We start from the raw sequence: 19,821 nt of genomic DNA on the forward strand, positions 1-19,821 counted from the left end.
GACGACGAAGAAGAGCTCTAGCTCCTACTGGAACTGGCTGAGGTCAATGCCTTCCAGTGGGTCCGACTCGCGGATATCTTCTTCCGGTGGCAGCGGCACCTCGCAGAGCACAACTGCCGCACCACATGGATCCTGCACAGTCGCCAGCGGACCGAACTCGGTAGCCTGCGGGGCAACGAGCACGGAACCGCCCAGTTCCTCAGCCTTGGCGACAGCGGTGTCGATGTTCTCCACGCCAAGGTAGGCCAGCCAGCCAACGAAGCTCTTATCTGCCGCATCGGTCTGTGCAGCAACCGAGCTGGCTACCAAGCCAGCGAACGGCGCCCCGTCTTCCATCGCAACTGCGAAAGTGCCGTGCTCATTCTTGTTGCGCACTGCGATTTCCCAGCCAAAGAAGTTGTGGTAGAAGTCCGCGACCTGCTCAAAGGTCTCCTCCGGGCCTGCGACCAGCTCGAACCACACCGGGGTGCCGGGCTCGCCCGCTGCGATAAAGGCCTGCTCACCCGGCTGTTCCAGCAGCCCAATGAGGCCACCGGCGGGGTCGGAAACGACGGCCATCGTGGATCCGTCGACAAGCGGGGTCGGTTCCTGGAAGACCTCAGCGCCGAGCTCGCGCGCCTTCTCGACGGCACCAGCGGCGGAGCCGACATGGAAATTCACGCGCCACTGATTGACGAAGGCATCCTCAGCGTCCTTATCGGCCTCAAGCAGCACCGACACCGGCATTCCGGACAGCATGGCAACGCGGCGACCAGCGGATGCCTCGCGGGCATCCTCATGGATTGGCGCGGTATTGCGATAAGCCCACCCGAGAACGCCGCGGTAGAAGCGCTCGGTCTTACGCGGTGCGGCGGAAAGCAGATCTACGCGCAGGGGCATGCCAAATTCGGCGGGAAATGCGGGCATGAGTTACAAGTTCCTCCACTTTTCAGGATCAAAGTCATCGTCGGCGGTGGCCTCATCAAAGTAGTCATCATCGACTTCATCGGCGGTGGCCACGCGTGCCGACATACCGGCAACAGAGACGACGTCCCCTGGACGCAGCACCTTGCCACGGCGGGTGTCGACCTCACCGTTCACGCTGACCTGGCCCTCGGCAATGAGTTCCTTGGCCAGACCGCCCGTTTCCACCAGGTTTGCCAACTTCAGGAATTGCCCGAGACGGATGGACTCATCCCGGATTGCGACATCGATAGGCTCCATGCCCTTAAGTGTGTCATATCCGGTGAAAATGGTCGGGGTTGGTTCGGGTCTGGTTCGGCTTTGGAGGCTTGGGAGACCTGGGAGCCACCCCATTTAAACTTCTATTTCAATAAAAACCTCGAACCGCGACGCAGATGAGGCAGCACACCCTAACATCGTTCTCATGTCTAATTCACGGTCTCCGAAGTGGCCCCGGATCGCCAGCGAAGCGCCAACTCGCCCTCCGCTACGCCATGTTATCGCCGCCTCGGTAGCCGTGAGCCTGCCGCTGATGACCCTGGCACTCATCTCAACTTCTGTCTCTGACCTGCTATTTCTGCCTCCTATTGGCGCTGCCATGGCGCTTATTGTCGGTGCGCCCAACTTGCCTCTGGCTCAGCCACGAAATGTCGTGGTCGGACACCTCATCGGCTGCACGACTGGCATCGCAATTCTGCACATGTTGGGTTCGACCATCATTGCTGCAGCGGTTGCCGCCGGCGTCGCCTTCGCGCTCATGCTTCTTGCTCGCGCGGCGCACTCCCCTGCCACCGCTACCGCTATGGTCACTGTGCTGATGCCACACGGTCATGGGCTTGCCAACGATTTCCGCTTCATAGGCTTCATTTTCGCTTCGTCGATCATGATCGTGGTGCTTGGCATCCTCGCAAATCGACTGCGCGGCCTTCGGTATCCCACCTACTGGTGGTAGGTGAATTCGGGGTCACGCACTCCGGCTAAATACGGCTATCAGTGGGATAATGACACTCATGCCAAAGCAGTGGATTAACAACACGACGACCGAAAAGATTGTCATCGTCGGCGCTGGTGGTTTTGGCCGAAACGTGGTCAGCTTCATCAAGGACATCAACGACTACGCAGCAGCCAACGGCCTACCACCGCAGTGGGAAATCCTAGGCATTATTGATGATGGCACCCCAGATATGACCTTTTTCCACAAAATGGGCGTGCAACTCTTGGGCAAAACCGAAATCCTCGCGGACTTGCCCGAGGGGGTCTACTACACAGTCGCAATCGGCAGCGGCGCAGCTCGACGTTCGATTGCGCAACGCGCAGATACCGAAGGGCTCGTGCCTGCGACTCTGGTCCACCCAGACACCAGCATCGGCGCGCTGGTCACGCTCGGCGAGGGCACCGTCATCTGCCCCGGAGCGCGCCTGACCTGCAATATTGAGGTAGGCAAGCACGCCCAAATCAATATGAATGTCACGATTGGCCACGATGCGGTGCTGCGGGACTACTGCACAATCTTCCCGCTCAATGCCGTGTCGGGCTTTGTCACGCTTGGCGAAGCCTGCACCCTAGGCGCCAACTCCGTAATCAACCCCGGCCTCACCGTTGGCGAGGGAGCGTACATCGGATCCGGAGCCGCAGTTACTAGCGATGTCGATGACTACACCGTTGTCGCCGGTGTTCCTGCAAGTGTGATTAAGAACCTGCGCTAGCCGAGACGTCCTTCTCCGACGAACCGGTGAACTCGGTCATAGTCACTTGCCCCTCTTCCGAGATCCCTTCACGCTTGAGCACCACCAAGATCGTGTCAAGCAGAATCTTTGCATCGAGCAGTAGCGACCAATTATCCACGTACTGCACGTCGTACTCGAAACGTTCTTCCCAGGTGATGCCATTGCGGCCCGAGACCTGGGCAAGCCCCGTAATCCCCGGTGGCACCTCATGGCGGCGTGCTTGGCGCGGCGAATAGCGCTCTAGGTACTTCATGCGCAGCGGACGTGGGCCAACGAGGCTCATGTCTCCACGCAGGACGTTAAAGAGCTCCGGGAGCTCGTCCAAGCTTGTCGAACGCAGGAATTTTCCCACCTCGGTGAGGCGGGACGCATCGTCGACAAGCCCCTTTGCCGGATTGACGTGGTGCATCGTCCGAAACTTGAGGATATTAAACGGCTCACCATCCTGGCCCGGGCGTTCCTGGCGGAATAGGACTGGCTTCCCCATGGAAAGTCGCACTGCCAGCGCCGTAGCGCCCATAACTGGCGACAGCACAATCAGACCTGCTGCAGATGCCGCGATGTCGACGCCACGCTTAATTACGCGTTGCGCGCGGATGCTCGGTGAATCCATTGGTCATCTCCTACTTTTCGTTGAACATTTCGCGCAGAATATTTTCGGCACGCGCATCGACTTCCGCATTAGAACGGTTCCTGACCAGCCAACCAACCGCACCCACTGCACCGGCCGCGGCAAACGACGCTGCCGCAACGCGCAGCTTCCTGTTGTCATTCTTGTTGTCAGGCGCACTTTGCTTGACGACGGCCACCGCTGGCTCCAGCTCCGGCACAACCGGCTCCGCGGTATCGGTGACCATGACTGGTTCGGGCTCGACTGCGGGTTCTGGTTGCGGCTGCTCATCCAGCTCTGGTTCTGCCGATGCTGCGGTCTTGCGCCGTAGGCTCAGCATTGTAAATGCTGCTGCAAAGCCAAATAGCCATAGCGAACGGGAATCGTAGTAGTAGCCGGAAAAAACCTGTGCCACAAGAACCGCTAACGCCACAGCTGCGGTCAGACCAGCTTGAAGAAACTTGAATAGGTGGCGACAGGCGATTGCCAGCACAACCAGCACAATCACAAACAGGCCGATACCAATGACACCCGCTTCAGATCCGACTGTGTAGAAGATATTGTGCGGATGCTCCAGTGGACGTGAAGACCTCGGTGTCGACAGCACAACGAAGCTATGCAGGCCTCCACCAAAGATGCGGTGTTCACTCATGATTCGGAAAGCTTCATCATGGAGATAACCGCGTCCGGAATCATGTTCTTTTTCGAAGGTCAATTGGATAAAGCGCGTCTTAAAGTATTCTTCAATCTCGGTACCTGCGATGAACCGCGAGTATCCATACGCGACCGCTGCGGCGACTGCGACGTAAAAAACAGTCGCCCACTTCCAACCCCAGTGAAAAAACACAGCTATTGCGGTAAAGAGGACTACCACGGTGGTAGCAACCAGTACACCGCGGCTTCCCGACGCAACGAGACCGTAAGCAAATGGTGCAGCAAACAAGAGAACTGCCCACATGAACTTACGCCACAGCATGAAAAACACAGCTGCCGCGATGCCGTACAGCATGAAACGGGCAAAGACATTCGGTCCACCGCCGAACGCCGTCATGCGCCCGACATATTTCGGACCAGTAATGCCACCGTAGAGAAAAATAAGCGAGCAAATGGCTACTGCTAACCACAGCCATACCAGTGCCTGAGGATGCAAATAGAACAGTATTGCTGACATCGTGGCGATGAGCCCAAGCGTTATCAACGCAGTAACGACAGGAGCAACTTCGGCAGCTTCGGGGGCCCACAGTCCGGACAGCATCATCCAGAACAACCAGGCATAGAAAGCCACTAATGCCCACACGGCCATCGGCCACTGCTTTACATTGCCAGCGCCTTTCATCGCATTCAGCCAACTCTGGCGCTGCGCTTCTGGGGTGCCGATGGCTGTAAGGATTGCAACGATTACCAAAATCGGCAATGCAAGAGAGAGATTAGGAAGCGCCGAAGAGACGTCCTTCATCGTCGTGTCGCCAACGTAGAGGACACCAGCAAACATTCCCGCGGCCACCACAATAAACAGCGACTGCAGTATTGGTTTTCGCTGTTTTACAGTTTCTCCTGCTACCTCTGTAGAAGTCATCCCAGCACTTCCTTCAAAACACCTATCACCCGCGCGACGTCATCATCATCCAGCGCCGGACCACTAGGAAGAGTAATGCCACGGGAGAAAAGATTCTCAGCGGTGCCGTTGATGCTGGCTCGTGCGTCCTCGTATACCGGCTGCAGGTGCATCGGCTTCCACAGGTGACGAGCCTCAATGCTGGCCTCACCAAGTGCTGCAATCACGCTGTCCGGGGTCAGCACGCCCTTATCGACGGCCTCCTGCGGCAGCACAATTGAGGTCAGCCAGCAGTTCTCGGTGAAACGCTCGTCGGAGTCAGAGAGCAAGCGGGTACCTTTACCAGGGGCATCGTCGTCAAGCGAGGCGAGCAGATCGATGTACGCATCGCGAATCTGGCGGCGGCGAGCAATCATGCCGTCCAGACGCGAGTGCTGCGCCCGCCCCAGTGCGGCAAGGAGATTGGAAAGTCGGTAGTTGTAGCCGATTTCGGTGTGTTCGTACCAAGCGACGGGCTGACGCGCCTGGGTGGACAGGTAGCGCGCGCGAGCGATGAGATCGGCATCATCGGACAGCAGCATGCCACCGCCGGAGGTGGTCATGATTTTGTTGCCGTTGAAAGACAGCGCGGCGGCACGGCCGAAACTGCCGGCCGGCTGACCATCGACACTGGCACCGAGCGCCTCGGCGGCGTCCTCGATGAGCGCGATGCCGAGTTCTTCCAGGCGTGGCGCGAAGGCCGGGTAATCGGCGCAGCGGCCAAAGAGGTCCACAATCATCACGGCGGGAACGCTCTTGCCCTCGGTGAGCAGCTCATCGACGGTGCGGAGCAGCAGCTCAGGGTCGATGTTTCCGTCCTCTGCCGCATCGACAAACACCGGCGTAGCGCCAACGTAAGCGATGGCGTTGGTCGTGGCCGCGAAGGTCATGGTGGAAACCGGAATGTAGTCACCTTCACCGATCCCCAGCGCGAGCAGCGCCAAGTGCAGGCCAGCGGTGCCGGAAGACAGCGCGAGCGCGTGCTCAACACCGCAGCGCTTGGCAATCTCCGCTTCAAACGCGTCTACCTCGGGTCCCAACGGAGCCACCCAACCAGAGTGGAGTGCGCGAACGACAGCCTGTTCTTCTGCTTCGGTGACTGTCGCGAGCGAAAGAAAGATCCGCTCATTGGGCTTGTTAGCGTCAGCGTTAGTCATTACTTCTGCACCTTTCGGACGCGGTTGAGTACCTCGATGAGCTGGGAGTACAGGCTGTCACGAGCAAAACGCTTCTCACCCAGTTCGCGGTTTCGCTGTCCCGCTGCGCGCATCTCATCGCGGTCGGAGATGATCTCAGCGAATCGCTTGGCCGCAGTCGGAATATCGCGCGAGAGACGCCAGCCGGCATCGTGCTCGGTTGCGGCTTCCTCCAGCCAGCCACCGTGGTTGAACACCACCGGACGCGATGCGGCCATGGCATCGAAGACCTTGTTCAGGGAATTGCCCTCCAGGCAGGGGTCATCACGCAGCGGCGATAGCGCGATATCGGCGGCAGACACGTACTTGGCGACATCTTCCTTCGGCTGACGGCCGAGGAACATCGCATCGGCATCGAGGCCAGCGTTCTCAGCGCGCTGGTACAACGCATCCGAGTCGCTTCCCTGCCCCAGCAGGACAAAGCGCACATTCTCCACGCCATCACGACGCAGCTGCGCCGCCAAATCCACAAGCCACTCCAGCTGGTAGGACATGCCAAAACCACCAGCGTAGACCGCCACCACGTCATCGCCCCAGCCCTGCTCCTTACGGAAAGCTGCACGCTGCTCGACCGGGACATCAAAACGCTCAAAGTCCGACGCATTCGGAATGACAGTCACGCACTTCTTCGGAGCTACCTCTTTGACGCCATCGGCCATCGACGGCGACAGCGCCACGACCTCGCTCGATGCCGCATAAAATGCCTTCTCCAGTTGCTTGGCCAGGAAAATCGCCACCGGATTATTGAGGTAGCCCAACTTGATTGGCACCTCTGGCCACAGGTCACGGATCTCCGCCACCAACGGCGCACGCTGGGTAAACTTCGCCACAATTCCCGGAACCGCCACAGTCAGCGGAGTCGAGGACGCGTAAATCACGTCGGCAGGCACACGGGCAGCAACCGCGGAGGCGCGCACCAGGAAGTTGAAGAAACTGACGATGCGCTCGCGCTTCGACATTTCATTGCGGTACGGAATCGCTAAACGACGCACGTGGATGCCATCGACCGTTTTATCCATGGCCTCATCGCGACCACAGATCATTGTCACCTCGTGGCCTGCAGCGGCCATTCGGCGGGCAAACTCGTAGGGTCGGGAACCACCCGGCTCACCGGGGAGAACAAAGTGCTGGTGGATATAAGTGATTCGCATTGTTTAGCTTTCCTCGATTACGTCGACGGGAAGTTCTTCGTTGGTGGTTGATGGATTTTTCGGGCCTCTGCTCGGCTGCATCAACGCCACTGCGGCAACAACGGCTGCTGCAAAGTAGACAACTGCGCTGGTCCACGCGAGACCGAGGGCGTCTCCGAGAAGAATGCCAATCGGGTAACAAATGACAGCGATAACGGCGGAAATGAGCTCCACTCGGCCAATTCGACGGGGATTGTCGCTGCCGAGAATTTCACCGCACAGGTGTCGGTAGCAGCCGAGCACCACGGCCGCGATAGTCAGTGGCAGCACCAACTCCCGAGCAGGCTCAAACTCATGGCCGAATACCGGCACGATGAGGAAGTAGAGTGCCATACCACCGAGCGCACCAAGCGCGCCGTACGCTGCAGTGACTATGCCAAGGTGTCGGAGCACACGAGACGGGGTGAGTTCGCGCCCCCTCTGGTCGCTGGTGCGCTGATCGGCGACTGACTGCGCGATCCAATACAGCGGTTCCGTCGCCGTCGCCACGACTACGAAAAGACCTAACGACGCCGGCGAGGCCAGCGCCGGCAGTAAAACGCGCCCCAAGCGTGTCGTCGTCAGCGGCCCCAGCCCCGATGCGATGAATGGGGCATTTGTTCGAGCCGTCTCTACCACTCCGCCAACACGAGAATCGGTGTGTTTGCGTGACTTCGCTAGCGACCAGATTGCCAGTGGCAGTGCCGGGAAGATATAGGCCGCAGCCCACCAGCGCCAGTCTTCGACTCCGGCGACATATAGTGCAGCGCTAATCAGCAGTACTGAGCCCTGGAAGCCGACGAATACTGCGACGAAGAAGGACACTCGATGGCGGCTGATAGCCATCGCACGAACCATGGAAAATGACACGGTAACCAAGGCGACGACGCCGGCCATTGCCGTCCACGGTCCGTAGACGACTCCTGCGATGGCGCAGGCAATCAGAGCGACCACGGTCATGGCGTAACCACTCGGAATGAGACCGTGGTCGTAATCATCGCGGCGCAGCAAAAGCCGATCGGCCCCAAAGCCGACGAATGGCGCCACAATATAGGCGAACTGCAAAACGGTAGCGACCTCGCCTCGACCGGCGGGCCCCAGCACTCGCGCGGAAAGAATACTGACCACAAAGGCGACGACTGCGGCGAGCGCTGAAGCTGCCGAAATCGTCGCAACTGTTCGAACTCTTTGCGCCAGCTGCCCGGAGTTAGAGGAGCTGGTAGTTGTCACGGTGGGGAGTCATCCTAACTTTTTTGCTTTCGCACTAACGGTTGCAAGTGATTGTGCACCGGTGGGATGCGCCTCAATACTGCTTTGCGCCCCACCGTGCTCTGCAAGCCAACGACGTGCAGCATCGTGATTATGTGTGCACGGGAGAATCCGCGAATTCAGCCGTTCCGGCTCAACACGTACCTCAGTGATTAGCGGATGACGATCACCGATCTTGGGAACCTCGCGGTCATCAACCAAATCCTCGGAGATCTTCTCACCGTCACGAAGACCCGTGTAGACAATCTCTACGTCTGCGTCATGGAGCCTGATCAGGTTCTCCGCCAGCTCAGCAATCTTGACCGGCTTACCCATCTCCAGCACCAGAGTCTCACCGGATTCTGCAATAACGGTAGCCTGCAGCACCAGCTGCGATGCCTCCGGAATGGTCATGAAGTAGCGCTGAACGTCAGGATGCGTCACCGTCACCGGGCCGCCCTCTTCAATCTGACGCTGGAAAGTCGTAATGACCGAGCCGCGCGAGCCAAACACGTTACCGAAGCGGACAGATGCCCAGACACCTTCGTGAGTTTTCCCCATGTGCGCAGTCAGACGTTCCGCAGCGCGCTTGGATTCACCCAGAATCGAGGCCGGGTTCGCAGCCTTGTCCGTGGAAATATTAATAACGGTTGAAACGTTGGCCGCAGCCGCTGCATCCAGGACGTTCTGAGTTCCGATGACATTGGTTTGCACTGCTTCTGCGGGATAGCTCTCCAGCAGCGGCAGGTGCTTGAGAGCTGCAGCATGGTAGACAACATCGGGCTTGCGCTCGGTGAAGATCTGCGTCAGCATTTCCGCGTCACGGATATCAGCCAGGACGGTATCGGAGCCGTCGAGAAGCGCCGAACCCGTCAGCGACAGCTGCGTGGCATGCAAGCCGCCCTCATCGCGATCCAGCATGATCAGTTCTGCCGGCTCAAAGCGGTGAACCTGTCGGCAGATTTCGGAACCGATAGAACCTCCAGCGCCGGTGACCAGCACCTTCTTACCGCGGATTATGGAAGCGACCTTGGATTCATCCAGGTGCAGAGGCTGACGGCCAATGAGGTCGGCGATGTTAATTTCGCGCACCTGCGAGGTAGCGACAGCACCACGGTGGCGCGAGTACTCTTCCACCGGCGGCAGAATGAGCAGGCGCAGGGACGATTCCTCACAAATGTGGTTGAGGACGTTGATGCACTCAGTGGACAGTGGCTCATCAGTAGCAATGATGACCGACTGCGCCGAAGTGCGCGATGCGAGCTCACCCAGCTGATCAATTCCACGAATCACGCGGAGACCATGGATACGAGAAATATGGCTCTCGCTGCTTTCTTTGGGATCGACGATTCCAACCAGGTGGAAGCGGTTCTCACGGGAGATACCGGAATCCGTAAGACTGTTAATAAAGAACTTGGCGCGACGGCCTGCACCGAGAACAATCAAGCGATCATCCGTCTGACGGGAGCCAAAGTTGTTGGTAATCCAGCGAGCGAGAGTGCGGGTATAGATACTTGCCAAAGTTGCGACACAGCCACCGGCGAACGGAACGTACCACGCAATTTCCGGGAAGGTCTTCAGGATTTGAGCCAAGCCAGTGGCTGCGGTAGCACCGCCCATGCTGATGCTCAGCAGAACAATATCTTCAGTTCGACTGCCGGGCCATACGCGTTGTGGGTTGGTGTACTCCCCGAGCAGCAGGCCGAGCAGGACGATGACGGCCACGGCGACAGCGACAACCAAAAAATTAGTGCCTGATATTTCAGAGAAAGATACCAATTCACCGCGGACGATTCCGTTAGCGGCGGACAGCGCAATCAGCCAGGCGAGTACGTCAAATACGCACCAGGCGAGCTGCTTCCAGTCTCGGATAAACATTCTTATGCCTTTTACTGCTGGTTAAATTTTCTTACGCACAATGCGTTCCACAGGCTTGGCATACTATGCGATATGAACTACATTTACAGCCCCCTACTACAAAGGGCTACCCCATCGTTCGGGTAGCCAAAAAGCCACCTTTACCACTCATCATTCTCCCTGGTAAAACAACGTTTCACCAACTGTTTACTGAAGCTTCAATCTGTTTACATTCATCTAACTAGCTGTACAAACTAGCTTCTAACGTAACCACTTCCTGACGATTGCAATTAATGCACAATCACCTCTTTATTGAGATGTTTATTCGAGGAAGTATTTGCGTGAATACTCAAACAATCGTTTTTGACAAAAGGGTTACACTTCCCCGTGAGCACATCATCAATGCGTCGGGCACGCGCTTTCATCACCCGGAAGCCCTTCCTTGCTGCCCTGATGCTGATTCAAAACCGGATGGGTCAGACACAGAAGACCACACAGTTCTGGCAGGCCCACAAAAACGGCGAAGACCCGACCAAATAAAAGCACTCTTACATGCGCCCATATTAAATGCGCACCCAGTATGCGTATTATTGATATATGTCGTCGCACGCCACACCAGAACCCCAATCCCCCACAACCAAACCGCCTACTAAGCCTGGCAAGAAGCGCCGCATGTCCTGGCATCGCAAGGCCGGTATGCCAGTGCGCTGGTGGTTCGCCTCCATCATTGTGGCAGCACTCATTCACCCTTTCGTCACCGATGGCCGTTGGCTGTTGGTGCATCTCTTTACCCTCGGCGCCGTCACCAACTCCATCCTCATCTGGGGCCGCCACTTCACCGAAAAGCTACTGAAAATCGACGTGCCCGTTGGCAATCGGAAGATTCAGTTGGCAAATATTTACCTGCTCAACGTAGGTATTGTCGCAACGGTCGTCGGCAAGCTCGGTGACTGGTGGCCAGTGACCACCGTCGGCGCGGCGGTCATCGGCGTCGCCGTCGCATGGCATGCGATTTCCCTCGGACGCGACCTGGTAGCGAAGCGCGATCGGCCATTCGCCATCTCCGTTGCGCACTACGTCGCGTCGGCATGCCTACTGCCCATCGGCGCTGCACTCGGCGCCATCCTCGCATCTCCGAAGGGCAAAGCGCTTCACGACGACCTCCTATTGGCACACGAAGCCGTCAACCTCATTGGCTTCCTCGGGCTCGCGGCCTGCGGCACGCTCATCACCATGTTCCCAGCGCTGTGGCGAACCCAGATGTCGCCGCATTCCCGCCCGAAGCTGGCACTAGCAGTACAGCTCATAGGTATCGCAGTTACCGCGATCGGTGCACTGACCAGCTTCAACTGGATCGCCTCGGTCGGCCTTGGCATTATCACTATCGGCTGGGTCATAGCCGCCATCCCGTGGGCACACAACGTCATGACTGTCGCTAAAGACCCGCGCGACCGTCTCAGCTACCCGGCGCTGTCTGTCGCGGCCGCCATCGTATGGCTAATCGGCACACTCGCAGTCGCCACAGTCAAGGCGCTTGACGACGGCTTCGTAATCTCAACCCTCACGCTGCCGCTGGTAATCGGTTTCGGCGCTCAGTTGCTTATCGGCATGATGAGCCAACTCCTGCCCGCAACCATCGGCGGAGGTGCTGGTCCAGTCTCAGCAGGTATGAAGGAACTTGACCGTGCGGGCGCATTCCGCTGGTCGACCATCAATATTGGTCTGGCACTGTGGCTGATGCCGCTGCCTTCCTGGACCAAAGTGGCGGTCTCCGCAATGGTCTCCCTTGCCTTGGTGTCTTATCTGCCACTTGTCGGCCGTGCCGCGAAGGCTCAGATTGGTGCGTTAAGAGAGAGTCAGAAGGCACGGGCCAACAAGGAAGCAACGCGGAACCCGGTCGAACTGCACGCAACTGCACGTCGACTCGGTGCTCAAACTACCGCTGCTCTGGCTGTATTGGGCCTGGTAGTAACCGTCGGCGTTGCGCTGAGCGGTGGCGGTGGCGGTACGGGAAGCATTGAAACCACCAGCGATGTTGCGCCCACCGGAGAAACCGTCGAGGTGACGGTTACTGCCAACGATATGACCTATACCCCGAACGTTATAGAGGCGAACCCCGGCGACCGACTGGTCATCACCATGGTCAACGCTGATTCCCAGGTCCACGATCTGCGCTTGGCCACCGGCGAGGACACCGGACGTGTCGCCCCTGGCAACTCCGCCACCATTGAAGTGCCGGTTGTTCCCGGTGACATTGACGGCTGGTGCACCATTGCTGGTCACCGCCAGATGGGCATGACGCTCACGGTCAATGCAGGTGGCTCGAATCATTCACACCGCACCGGGAACAGCGGCCACTCCGACCACGCAACGCCAGGCGCACTCGGGAATGTCGGCGAACAGCCCGGTCCGGACTCCCCCACCATCAATCCAATGTTGACGCCCGCCGAGGACACCACAGTCCACCACGTCACCCTGCGAGCCAGCGAGTTCACCGGCTACGCTGCCCCTGGCGTCGAGCAGCAGCATTGGGTATTCAACGGCAAACCGCTGGGGCCAACTCTGCGCGGCAAGGTGGGCGACGAGTTCGTCGTCACGCTCATTAACGATGGCACGATGAGTCACTCCATCGACTTCCACGCGGGCATCGTTGCACCGGATGAGCCTATGCGCGACATTGCCCCTGGTGAACAGCTTGAGTACCGCTTCCGTGCCGACCGCGCGGGCATCTGGATGTACCACTGCGCAACCATGCCCATGTCCATGCACATCGCTGCCGGTATGCACGGTGCCGTCATCATCGACCCACCGAATCTCACTGATGTTGACCACGAGGTTCTTCTGGTGCAGTCGGAAAGCTACTGGGGCGAGGACGGCCCCGACGCCGACAAGACCATGGCCGAGGACCCCGATATCTACAAGTTCAACGGCTACCCCGACCAGTATCTCACCCACCCAATTCGCATTCGCGCAGGTGAGACGGTACGTTTCTGGGTACTTGCCGCCGGCCCCAACAAGGGCACGAGCTTCCATATCGTCGGCACGCAGTTCCATCGCGTGTACAAGGAGGGCGCGCTTTTGCTTGACGACGGCGTGGGCGGTGCCCAAGCCCTTGACCTCGGTGCCGCGCAGGGTGGTTATGTTGAGGCCGAATTCCCGGAGCCAGGCACGTACCGCTTTGTCGACCACCAGATGGTGCATGCCGAAATGGGGGCACGCGGCAACATAGTGGTGAACTAAACCAGGGCTTACAACTTAATTGGAGCATCCTCCGGCTCGACAGCGCGCGGCAGATTGGACTCGCCCATCAAGTACTGGTCCACAGCCTCGGCGCAGGCGCGGCCTTCGGCGATAGCCCACACAATCAAACTGGCCCCGCGGCCATTGTCACCGGCCACGAACACCGGACCGTCGAAGTTCTGCTCGATGTCGCTGCGCACGGCGAGGTAGTCGTCGTCACGCATCATCACACCGCGATCGTTGAACTGAATCCCCAGCTCATGGGGCAGACCGCCGCGCTCCGGACCGGAGAAGCCCAGCGCGATGAGAACTAGGTCGGCATCGAGTTCGAAATCCGTGTCCTCCATGGGCACGCGCTTGCCATCGATGACCTCGACCTCGTTGGCGGACAGGCCGGTCACGTGACCGTCCTCGCCGTGGAAGGAGACGGTGTTGACGTTGAAGACGCGCTTGCCCAGGGTCTCGCCGGTGACGCGAGCGTTAAGGCCGAGCGCCTCGGTAACCTCTGGCGGTTCGGAACCGGTGATGGTGTACTCACCTTCTTCGTGAGCAGTCGCCACGCGCCAGACCAGCGGGTACATCGGCCACGGAGTCGACGCCGCACGGGACTTCGGTGCACGGGGGCGAATATCGAACTGCGTGACGGACGCCGCTCCCTGGCGCAGCGCGGTACCGAAGCAGTCAATGCCGGTGTCACCGCCGCCAATGACAACGACCTTCTTGCCCTTCGCATCAATCGGCGGGGTGTCGAGCTCGCCTGCGGCAACGCGGTTGGCACCCGGCAGGTACTCCATAGCCTGGTGAATACCCTCCAAATCACGGCCATCGACAGGCAGGTCGCGGGCCAGTGACGCGCCGGTAGCTAGGACCACTGCATCGAATTCGGCCAGGTCAGCAGCCGTCGGTGAGATGTTGGTGCGGAACTCAGTGCCCTCGATTTCCATCTGCTCGAGACGACGGTCGAGGAAACGCTGCTCCATCTTGTAGTCCGGCACGCCGTAGCGCATCAGACCACCAATCTTGTCGTCGCGCTCGAAGACCGTGACATCATGCCCGGCGCGAGTCAGCTGCTGTGCTGCAGCAAGGCCCGCCGGCCCGGAGCCGATGACAGCGATGTGTTGGCCGGTGTCGAAAGTCGGCACAATCGGCTGCACCCAGCCCTCATCGAAGCCGCGTTCAACGATGGCCAGCTCGATGTTCTTAATGGTCACGGCATCATCATTGATGCCGAGCACACAACCGCCCTCACACGGTGCCGGGCACAGGCGGCCCGTCCACTCCGGGAAGTTGTTGGTGGCGTGCAAGCGCTCGAAAGCCTCGTGCCAGCGGTTCTGACGAACCAGGTCATTCCACTCCGGAATGATGTTGCCCAGCGGGCAGGCCGAGTGACAAAACGGCACACCACAGTCCATACAGCGGGTCGCCTGCTGTTGCACCTGCTCGTTGCTAGCCTCCTCATAGACCTCTTTCCAGTCCATCAGACGCAGCGGAACCGGGCGATGAGCAGGCTCTTCGCGCTGGAATTTCATGAACCCCTTCGGATCAGCCATTGGTTACTGCCTCCATGATTGCTTCGTTGATGTCAGCGTCGTTGTCCTTTGCCTTCGCGACTACGTCGAGAATTCGGGCGTAATCACGCGGCATGATTTTGATGAACTGTGCAGCCGGGAACCGAGTCTTAGAACCCGTGAGCTTGCGGTGCTTCGACAGCGTGGCCTCCAACCAGCTGATGTCCTCATCATCGAGCGGCACAATATCGACCAGCTCGGTGTTGATGTTCGCCCGCGTCGCCTCGTTATCCAGCAGGTAAGCGATACCGCCACTCATACCGGCGCCGAAGTTGTGACCGACCGGGCCCGCCACTACGACGCGGCCACCGGTCATGTACTCGCAACCGTGGTTACCGATGCCCTCGACCACGGCCGTAGCACCGGAGTTACGCACGCAGAAGCGCTCACCGACAGTGCCGCGGACGAAGATCTCACCGCTGGTGGCACCAAAACCAATGACATTGCCGGCAATGGTGTCGGTAGCCACATCCGCGGTCGGCGGGGCCGAACGTGAAGGTCGAACCACAATCTTGCCACCGCACAGGCCCTTGCCGACGAAGTCGTTGGCATCGCCCTCCAGCTTGATGGTCACACCGGCCGGCAGGAACGCACCCAGCGAGTTACCGGCGGAACCGAGCAGGTTGACGACGATGGAGTCGTCGGCAAGCCCCTGCTTACCTGCGACTTTGGTGACTTCATACCCCAGGCGCGTGCCCACGGAACGGTTCACATTGCTGATGGCGTGGTGCAGCGATACCGGTGTCGGCGCCAGCCCATTCGCGCGCGCCGTACGCAGCGCGGGCTGCGCTTCGTCGATGAGGCGCTCATCCAACGCGCCCTCAAGGCCGTGGTCCTGCGCCTTCGTGCAGTAGGAATCCTGGTCCGCAAAGAAGGGGCTTTCGGCAACGTGCAGGATTCGCTCCAGGTCAAGCTTTGCGACGCGCGGAAGGTTGTCGAGATCCTTGCGCGGACGCAGGCACTCGGCATGTCCGACCGCTTCATCGATGGTGCGGAAACCCAGCTCAGCGAGGTATTCACGGACCTGCTGGGCGATGAAGGTGAAGAAGTTGACCACGTGCTCGGCACGGCCGGTGAACTTGCTCCGCAACTTCGGATTCTGGGTGGCAATACCAACTGGACAGGTGTCCAGGTGGCAGACGCGCATCATGACGCAGCCCTCAACCACCAGCGGAGCGGTAGCAAAACCAAACTCCTCAGCACCCAGCAACATCGCGACCACGACATCACGACCGGTCTTGAGCTGGCCATCGCACTGCACGCGGATGCGGTCGCGCAGCCCGTTGAGCATCAGGGTCTGCTGGGTTTCAGCGAGCCCCAGCTCCCACGGACCGCCGGCGTGCTTGAGGCTGGTCAGTGGCGAGGCACCAGTGCCGCCATCGTGGCCGGAGATCAGCACGACGTCGGCATGCGCCTTCGAGACACCAGCGGCGACGGTACCCACGCCCTGCTCGGAGACGAGCTTGACGTGAATGCGGGCGCGCGGATTGGCGTTCTTGAGGTCGTAGATGAGCTGTGCCAGATCCTCGATTGAGTAGATGTCGTGGTGCGGTGGCGGCGAGATTAGCCCCACGCCCGGGGTGGTGATGCGGACTTCCGCGATCCACGGGTAGACCTTGTTCGGTGGCAACTGGCCACCCTCGCCGGGCTTTGCACCCTGGGCCATCTTGATCTGGATGTCGGTGCAGTTGGACAGGTAGTGGCTGGTCACACCGAAGCGGCCCGATGCGACCTGCTTGATGGCAGAGCGTTTCCAGTCGCCGTTGGCCTCCATTTCGAAACGGTCTGGGTCCTCGCCACCCTCGCCGGAGTTGGACATGGCGCCCAGGCGATTCATAGCGATGGCCAGCGTCTCATGTGCCTCCGCAGAGATGGAGCCATAGCTCATTGCGCCGGTGGAGAAACGCTTGACGATGCTCGAGACCGGTTCGACCTCATCAATGTCGATTGGCTCGCGGTCCGAGGCGAACTCGAGCATGCCGCGCAGAGTTGCCAGCTGCTTGGTCTGCTCATCAACCTTGTTGGTGTAGTCGCGGAAGACCGCGTACTGACCAGTGCGGGTCGCATGCTGCAGCGTGTAGATTGTCTCTGGGTTGAATAGGTGGTACTCGCCTTCGCGACGCCACTTGTACTCGCCGCCGAGATCCAGCTCACGGTGTGCCTGCTCTTCCGGACGCGGCAGGAATGCGCTGCGGTGACGGGCGGCAACATCTTCTGCGACCTCGTCGAGACCAATACCTTCCAGCGGAGAAACAGCGCCGGTGAAGTACTCGTCCAGGAACTCCTGCGACAGACCGACGGTGTCGGCCAGCTGAGCGCCACGGTAGGACTGCAGTGAGGCGATACCCATCTTGGACATGACCTTCAGCACGCCCTTGGAGGCAGCCTTGCAGTAGTTCGAGCAGGCCTGATCCAACGTCAGAGCTCCGAGCTGGTCCTTCATGCGCAGCTCATCGATGGTTTCGAAAGTCATGTATGGGTTAATGGCATCGGCACCAAAGCCCAGCAGCATGGCCATGTGGTGCACCTCGCGGGCGTCGCCAGCCTCAATGATGAGGCTGGCGCGCGTGCGAGTGCGCTCCTCCACCAGGTGGTGGTGAACCGCGGAGGTCAGCAGCAGCGACGGGATAGGGGCAAAGCGCTCGTTGGACTCACGGTCAGACAGCACAATCAGTCGGGCACCACGGTCGATGGCCTCAGAGACCTCACGGCGGACACGACGGATAGCGTTGCGCAGGCCGCGGCCACCGCGGGCGACCGGGTACAGACCGGAGATGACCTCGGCACGGAACTCGGAATACTCCTCGTTCTTGCCCGCCTGGCACAGGGTGACAAAGTCGTGGTTGTCCAGGATTGGATGCTCAAGCCGGATGCGACGGGCGGCATCGGCGGTGGGCTCCAGGATGTTGGTCTCTGCCCCCAGCAACGTATTCATGCTGGTGATGGACTTTTCGCGCAGCGAGTCCAACGGCGGGTTGGTCACCTGCGCGAACCGCTGCGAGAAGAAGTCGAACAGCATGCGAGGGCGGTTGGACAGTGCCGCAATCGGCGTGTCTGAGCCCATCGAACCCAGGCCCTCCGCGCCGGTGAGTGCCATCGGGCGGATGATGAGGTCAACGTCTTCTTCGGTGATGCCGAAGACGCGCTGTCGTAACACCGCGCGGGCATGCGGCATGTACTGGTAGCGCTCTCGTGGCAGGTCGGTGATGTCGACCAGGCCCTCTTTGATCCATTCCTCGTATGGACCGGTGGCGGCCAGCGTGGACTTAATCTCCTTGTCCTCAATAATGCGACCGGCCTTCATGTCCACCAGGAACATGCGCCCCGGCTGCACGCGCGTGCGCTGCACAATCTGCTCCGGCGGGATATCCAGGACACCAGCTTCGGAGGCCATCACCACCAGGCCCTCGTCGGTCACCCAGATGCGCCCCGGGCGCAGACCATTGCGATCCAGGGTGGCACCGATGACCTGGCCGTCGGTAAAGCAGATGGCAGCGGGGCCGTCCCACGGCTCCATCAGGCAGGCGTGGTACTCGTAGAACGCGCGAACCTGCGGGCTGAGGTTGTCATCGTGCTCCCAGGCCTGCGGAACCATCATCATGACCGCATGCGGGAGACTACGACCACCGAGATGCAGTAACTCCAGGGCCTCGTCGAAACGCGCAGTGTCAGAACCGTTGGGGTCGCACACCGGCAGCGCGCGGTCGATGTTGCCCAGCTTGCCAGAGCGAATCAGCGACTCGCGGGCGCGCATCCAATTTTCGTTGCCGCGCACGGTGTTGATTTCGCCATTGTGAGCGACGTAGCGGTACGGGTGTGCCAGCGGCCAGGACGGGAAAGTGTTCGTGGAAAAGCGCGAGTGCACGATGGCGAGCGCGGAAGTGACTTCCTTCTGCTGCAGGTCAAGGTAGAAATCCTTCAGCTGCGGAGTAGTCAGCATGCCCTTGTAGACGATCGTGCGGCTGGACAGCGACGGGAAATACACGGTGTCGCCACCAGAGCCCTCACCGGCACCCTGTTCACCCAGCTCTCGCTCGCAGCGCTTACGCAGGAAGAACATCTTGCGGTCGAGATCGATATCGCTGAGCTGGCGCCCCTCGTAGTTCTTCGCGGTAACGAAGAGCTGACGCAGCACCGGCATAGCCTGGCGAGCCATCTGGCCAAGCCCGTCAGCGTTAATCGGCACATCACGCCATGCCAAGATCTCGATGCCCTCTTCGGCGCAGATATCTTCAATAGCCCGGATGGCATCGAGGGTGGCCATGCGCGACTGCGGCAGGAATGCAATACCGGTGGCATAGGTGCCAGCCGGCGGCAAAATAACGCCTTCCTTGCTCAGCTCAGCACGGTAGTAGGCATCCGGAACCTGAATGAGAATGCCGGCACCGTCGCCGGTGGTCTTCTCAGCGCCGGCGGCACCGCGGTGGTCGAGGTTGACCAGTGCCTGAATGCCCTTTTCCACAATGTCATGGGTCTGGCGACCGTAAATGTCGGCAACAAAGGCCACGCCACACGCATCATGTTCGTTCGACGGGTGGTAGAGACCTTCCCTCTGAGGACCACGAGGCAATGTGGTCGCTGCTTCGGTCAGAGTCATGGCTGTCTTAGCTGTCATGGCTGTTTTCCCCTTGTAGGTGCAATGTGCCAATTGGGGGACACGGGTTATCTAT

General features: G+C 59.6%; 14 protein-coding genes. 4 read left to right on the forward strand and 10 right to left on the reverse strand.

Features of this window, described 5'->3' with window-relative positions; all coding sequences use genetic code 11:
- Positions 1-24 precede the first annotated feature (24 nt).
- Both ADB08_RS08855 and ADB08_RS08860 read right to left on the reverse strand, forming a co-directional pair.
- Positions 25-906, reverse strand: a complete 882-nt coding sequence (locus ADB08_RS08855; protein WP_049172516.1) for a VOC family protein — start codon at positions 904-906, stop codon at positions 25-27.
- A gap of 3 nt (positions 907-909) precedes the next feature.
- On the reverse strand, positions 910-1,203 hold the full coding sequence (locus ADB08_RS08860; RefSeq protein WP_005510922.1) for an RNA-binding S4 domain-containing protein: 294 nt from the start codon (positions 1,201-1,203) through the stop codon (positions 910-912).
- A 163-nt stretch (positions 1,204-1,366) separates the two neighbouring features.
- On the opposite strand from ADB08_RS08860, the gene ADB08_RS08865 reads away from it, so the two are divergent.
- A complete protein-coding gene (locus tag ADB08_RS08865; RefSeq protein WP_049172518.1) occupies positions 1,367-1,894 on the forward strand; it encodes an HPP family protein in 528 nt (175 codons plus the stop codon).
- A gap of 58 nt (positions 1,895-1,952) precedes the next feature.
- The gene (locus ADB08_RS08870) at positions 1,953-2,648 is read left to right on the forward strand and encodes a NeuD/PglB/VioB family sugar acetyltransferase (RefSeq protein ID WP_049172520.1); all 696 of its coding nucleotides are present in this window, start codon (positions 1,953-1,955) and stop codon (positions 2,646-2,648) included.
- Here ADB08_RS08870 and ADB08_RS08875 read toward each other — a convergent pair.
- The 6 genes from ADB08_RS08875 to ADB08_RS08900 are packed head-to-tail and all read right to left on the reverse strand — an operon-like array spanning position 2,632 to position 10,364.
- Positions 2,632-3,282 carry a sugar transferase gene (locus tag ADB08_RS08875; RefSeq protein ID WP_049172523.1) on the reverse strand — a complete coding sequence of 217 codons (651 nt, stop codon included), beginning with the start codon at positions 3,280-3,282 and terminating at the stop codon, positions 2,632-2,634. The genes ADB08_RS08870 and ADB08_RS08875 overlap by 17 nt on opposite strands.
- Positions 3,283-3,292: 10 nt before the next feature.
- Entirely contained in the window at positions 3,293-4,855 is a 1,563-nt protein-coding gene (locus ADB08_RS08880; protein ID WP_049172525.1) for an O-antigen ligase family protein, read from the reverse strand.
- Positions 4,852-6,030, reverse strand: a complete 1,179-nt coding sequence (locus ADB08_RS08885; protein WP_049172526.1) for a DegT/DnrJ/EryC1/StrS family aminotransferase — start codon at positions 6,028-6,030, stop codon at positions 4,852-4,854. The genes ADB08_RS08880 and ADB08_RS08885 overlap by 4 nt, the downstream gene beginning before the upstream one ends.
- Positions 6,030-7,220, reverse strand: a complete 1,191-nt coding sequence (locus tag ADB08_RS08890; protein WP_049172528.1) for a glycosyltransferase family 4 protein — start codon at positions 7,218-7,220, stop codon at positions 6,030-6,032. The genes ADB08_RS08885 and ADB08_RS08890 overlap by 1 nt, the downstream gene beginning before the upstream one ends.
- A gap of 3 nt (positions 7,221-7,223) precedes the next feature.
- Complete coding sequence (locus ADB08_RS08895; protein ID WP_049172530.1) at positions 7,224-8,468, reverse strand: lipopolysaccharide biosynthesis protein; 1,245 nt, start codon at positions 8,466-8,468, stop codon at positions 7,224-7,226.
- Between the two features lie 9 nt (positions 8,469-8,477).
- The gene (locus ADB08_RS08900) at positions 8,478-10,364 is read right to left on the reverse strand and encodes a polysaccharide biosynthesis protein (RefSeq protein WP_049172533.1); all 1,887 of its coding nucleotides are present in this window, start codon (positions 10,362-10,364) and stop codon (positions 8,478-8,480) included.
- 366 nt (positions 10,365-10,730) lie between these two features.
- Between ADB08_RS08900 and ADB08_RS11605 the strand changes: the two genes are divergently transcribed.
- A complete protein-coding gene (locus ADB08_RS11605; RefSeq protein ID WP_161798520.1) occupies positions 10,731-10,883 on the forward strand; it encodes a hypothetical protein in 153 nt (50 codons plus the stop codon).
- Between the two features lie 132 nt (positions 10,884-11,015).
- Entirely contained in the window at positions 11,016-13,583 is a 2,568-nt protein-coding gene (locus ADB08_RS08905) for a multicopper oxidase domain-containing protein (protein ID WP_065421668.1), read from the forward strand.
- Between the two features lie 8 nt (positions 13,584-13,591).
- On the opposite strand, the gene ADB08_RS08910 is transcribed toward ADB08_RS08905, so the two are convergent.
- Together ADB08_RS08910 and gltB are read right to left on the reverse strand one after the other, a co-directional pair.
- The gene (locus ADB08_RS08910) at positions 13,592-15,133 is read right to left on the reverse strand and encodes a glutamate synthase subunit beta (protein ID WP_049172536.1); all 1,542 of its coding nucleotides are present in this window, start codon (positions 15,131-15,133) and stop codon (positions 13,592-13,594) included.
- A complete protein-coding gene (gene gltB, locus ADB08_RS08915) occupies positions 15,126-19,748 on the reverse strand; it encodes a glutamate synthase large subunit (protein WP_049172612.1) in 4,623 nt (1,540 codons plus the stop codon). Before gltB ends, ADB08_RS08910 begins: the two co-directional genes overlap by 8 nt.
- Positions 19,749-19,821 lie beyond the last annotated feature (73 nt).

The sequence above is a fragment of the Corynebacterium sp. 239_CJEI genome (assembly GCF_001055995.1).
Taxonomy (GTDB): Bacteria; Actinomycetota; Actinomycetes; order Mycobacteriales; family Mycobacteriaceae; genus Corynebacterium; species Corynebacterium jeikeium_D.

Excerpts from the sequence above, each read along its gene's own strand:
- ADB08_RS08855 (WP_049172516.1), bottom strand. The coding sequence starts at position 906 with ATGCCCGCATTTCCCGCCGAATTTGGCATGCCCCTGCGCGTAGATCTG.
- ADB08_RS08860 (WP_005510922.1), bottom strand. The coding sequence starts at position 1,203 with ATGGAGCCTATCGATGTCGCAATCCGGGATGAGTCCATCCGTCTCGGG.
- ADB08_RS08865 (WP_049172518.1), top strand. The coding sequence starts at position 1,367 with ATGTCTAATTCACGGTCTCCGAAGTGGCCCCGGATCGCCAGCGAAGCG.
- ADB08_RS08870 (WP_049172520.1), top strand. The coding sequence starts at position 1,953 with ATGCCAAAGCAGTGGATTAACAACACGACGACCGAAAAGATTGTCATC.
- ADB08_RS08875 (WP_049172523.1), bottom strand. The coding sequence starts at position 3,282 with ATGGATTCACCGAGCATCCGCGCGCAACGCGTAATTAAGCGTGGCGTC.
- ADB08_RS08880 (WP_049172525.1), bottom strand. The coding sequence starts at position 4,855 with ATGACTTCTACAGAGGTAGCAGGAGAAACTGTAAAACAGCGAAAACCA.
- ADB08_RS08885 (WP_049172526.1), bottom strand. The coding sequence starts at position 6,030 with ATGACTAACGCTGACGCTAACAAGCCCAATGAGCGGATCTTTCTTTCG.
- ADB08_RS08890 (WP_049172528.1), bottom strand. The coding sequence starts at position 7,220 with ATGCGAATCACTTATATCCACCAGCACTTTGTTCTCCCCGGTGAGCCG.
- ADB08_RS08900 (WP_049172533.1), bottom strand. The coding sequence starts at position 10,364 with ATGTTTATCCGAGACTGGAAGCAGCTCGCCTGGTGCGTATTTGACGTA.
- ADB08_RS08905 (WP_065421668.1), top strand. The coding sequence starts at position 11,016 with ATGTCCTGGCATCGCAAGGCCGGTATGCCAGTGCGCTGGTGGTTCGCC.
- ADB08_RS08910 (WP_049172536.1), bottom strand. The coding sequence starts at position 15,133 with ATGGCTGATCCGAAGGGGTTCATGAAATTCCAGCGCGAAGAGCCTGCT.
- gltB (WP_049172612.1), bottom strand. The coding sequence starts at position 19,748 with ATGACTCTGACCGAAGCAGCGACCACATTGCCTCGTGGTCCTCAGAGG.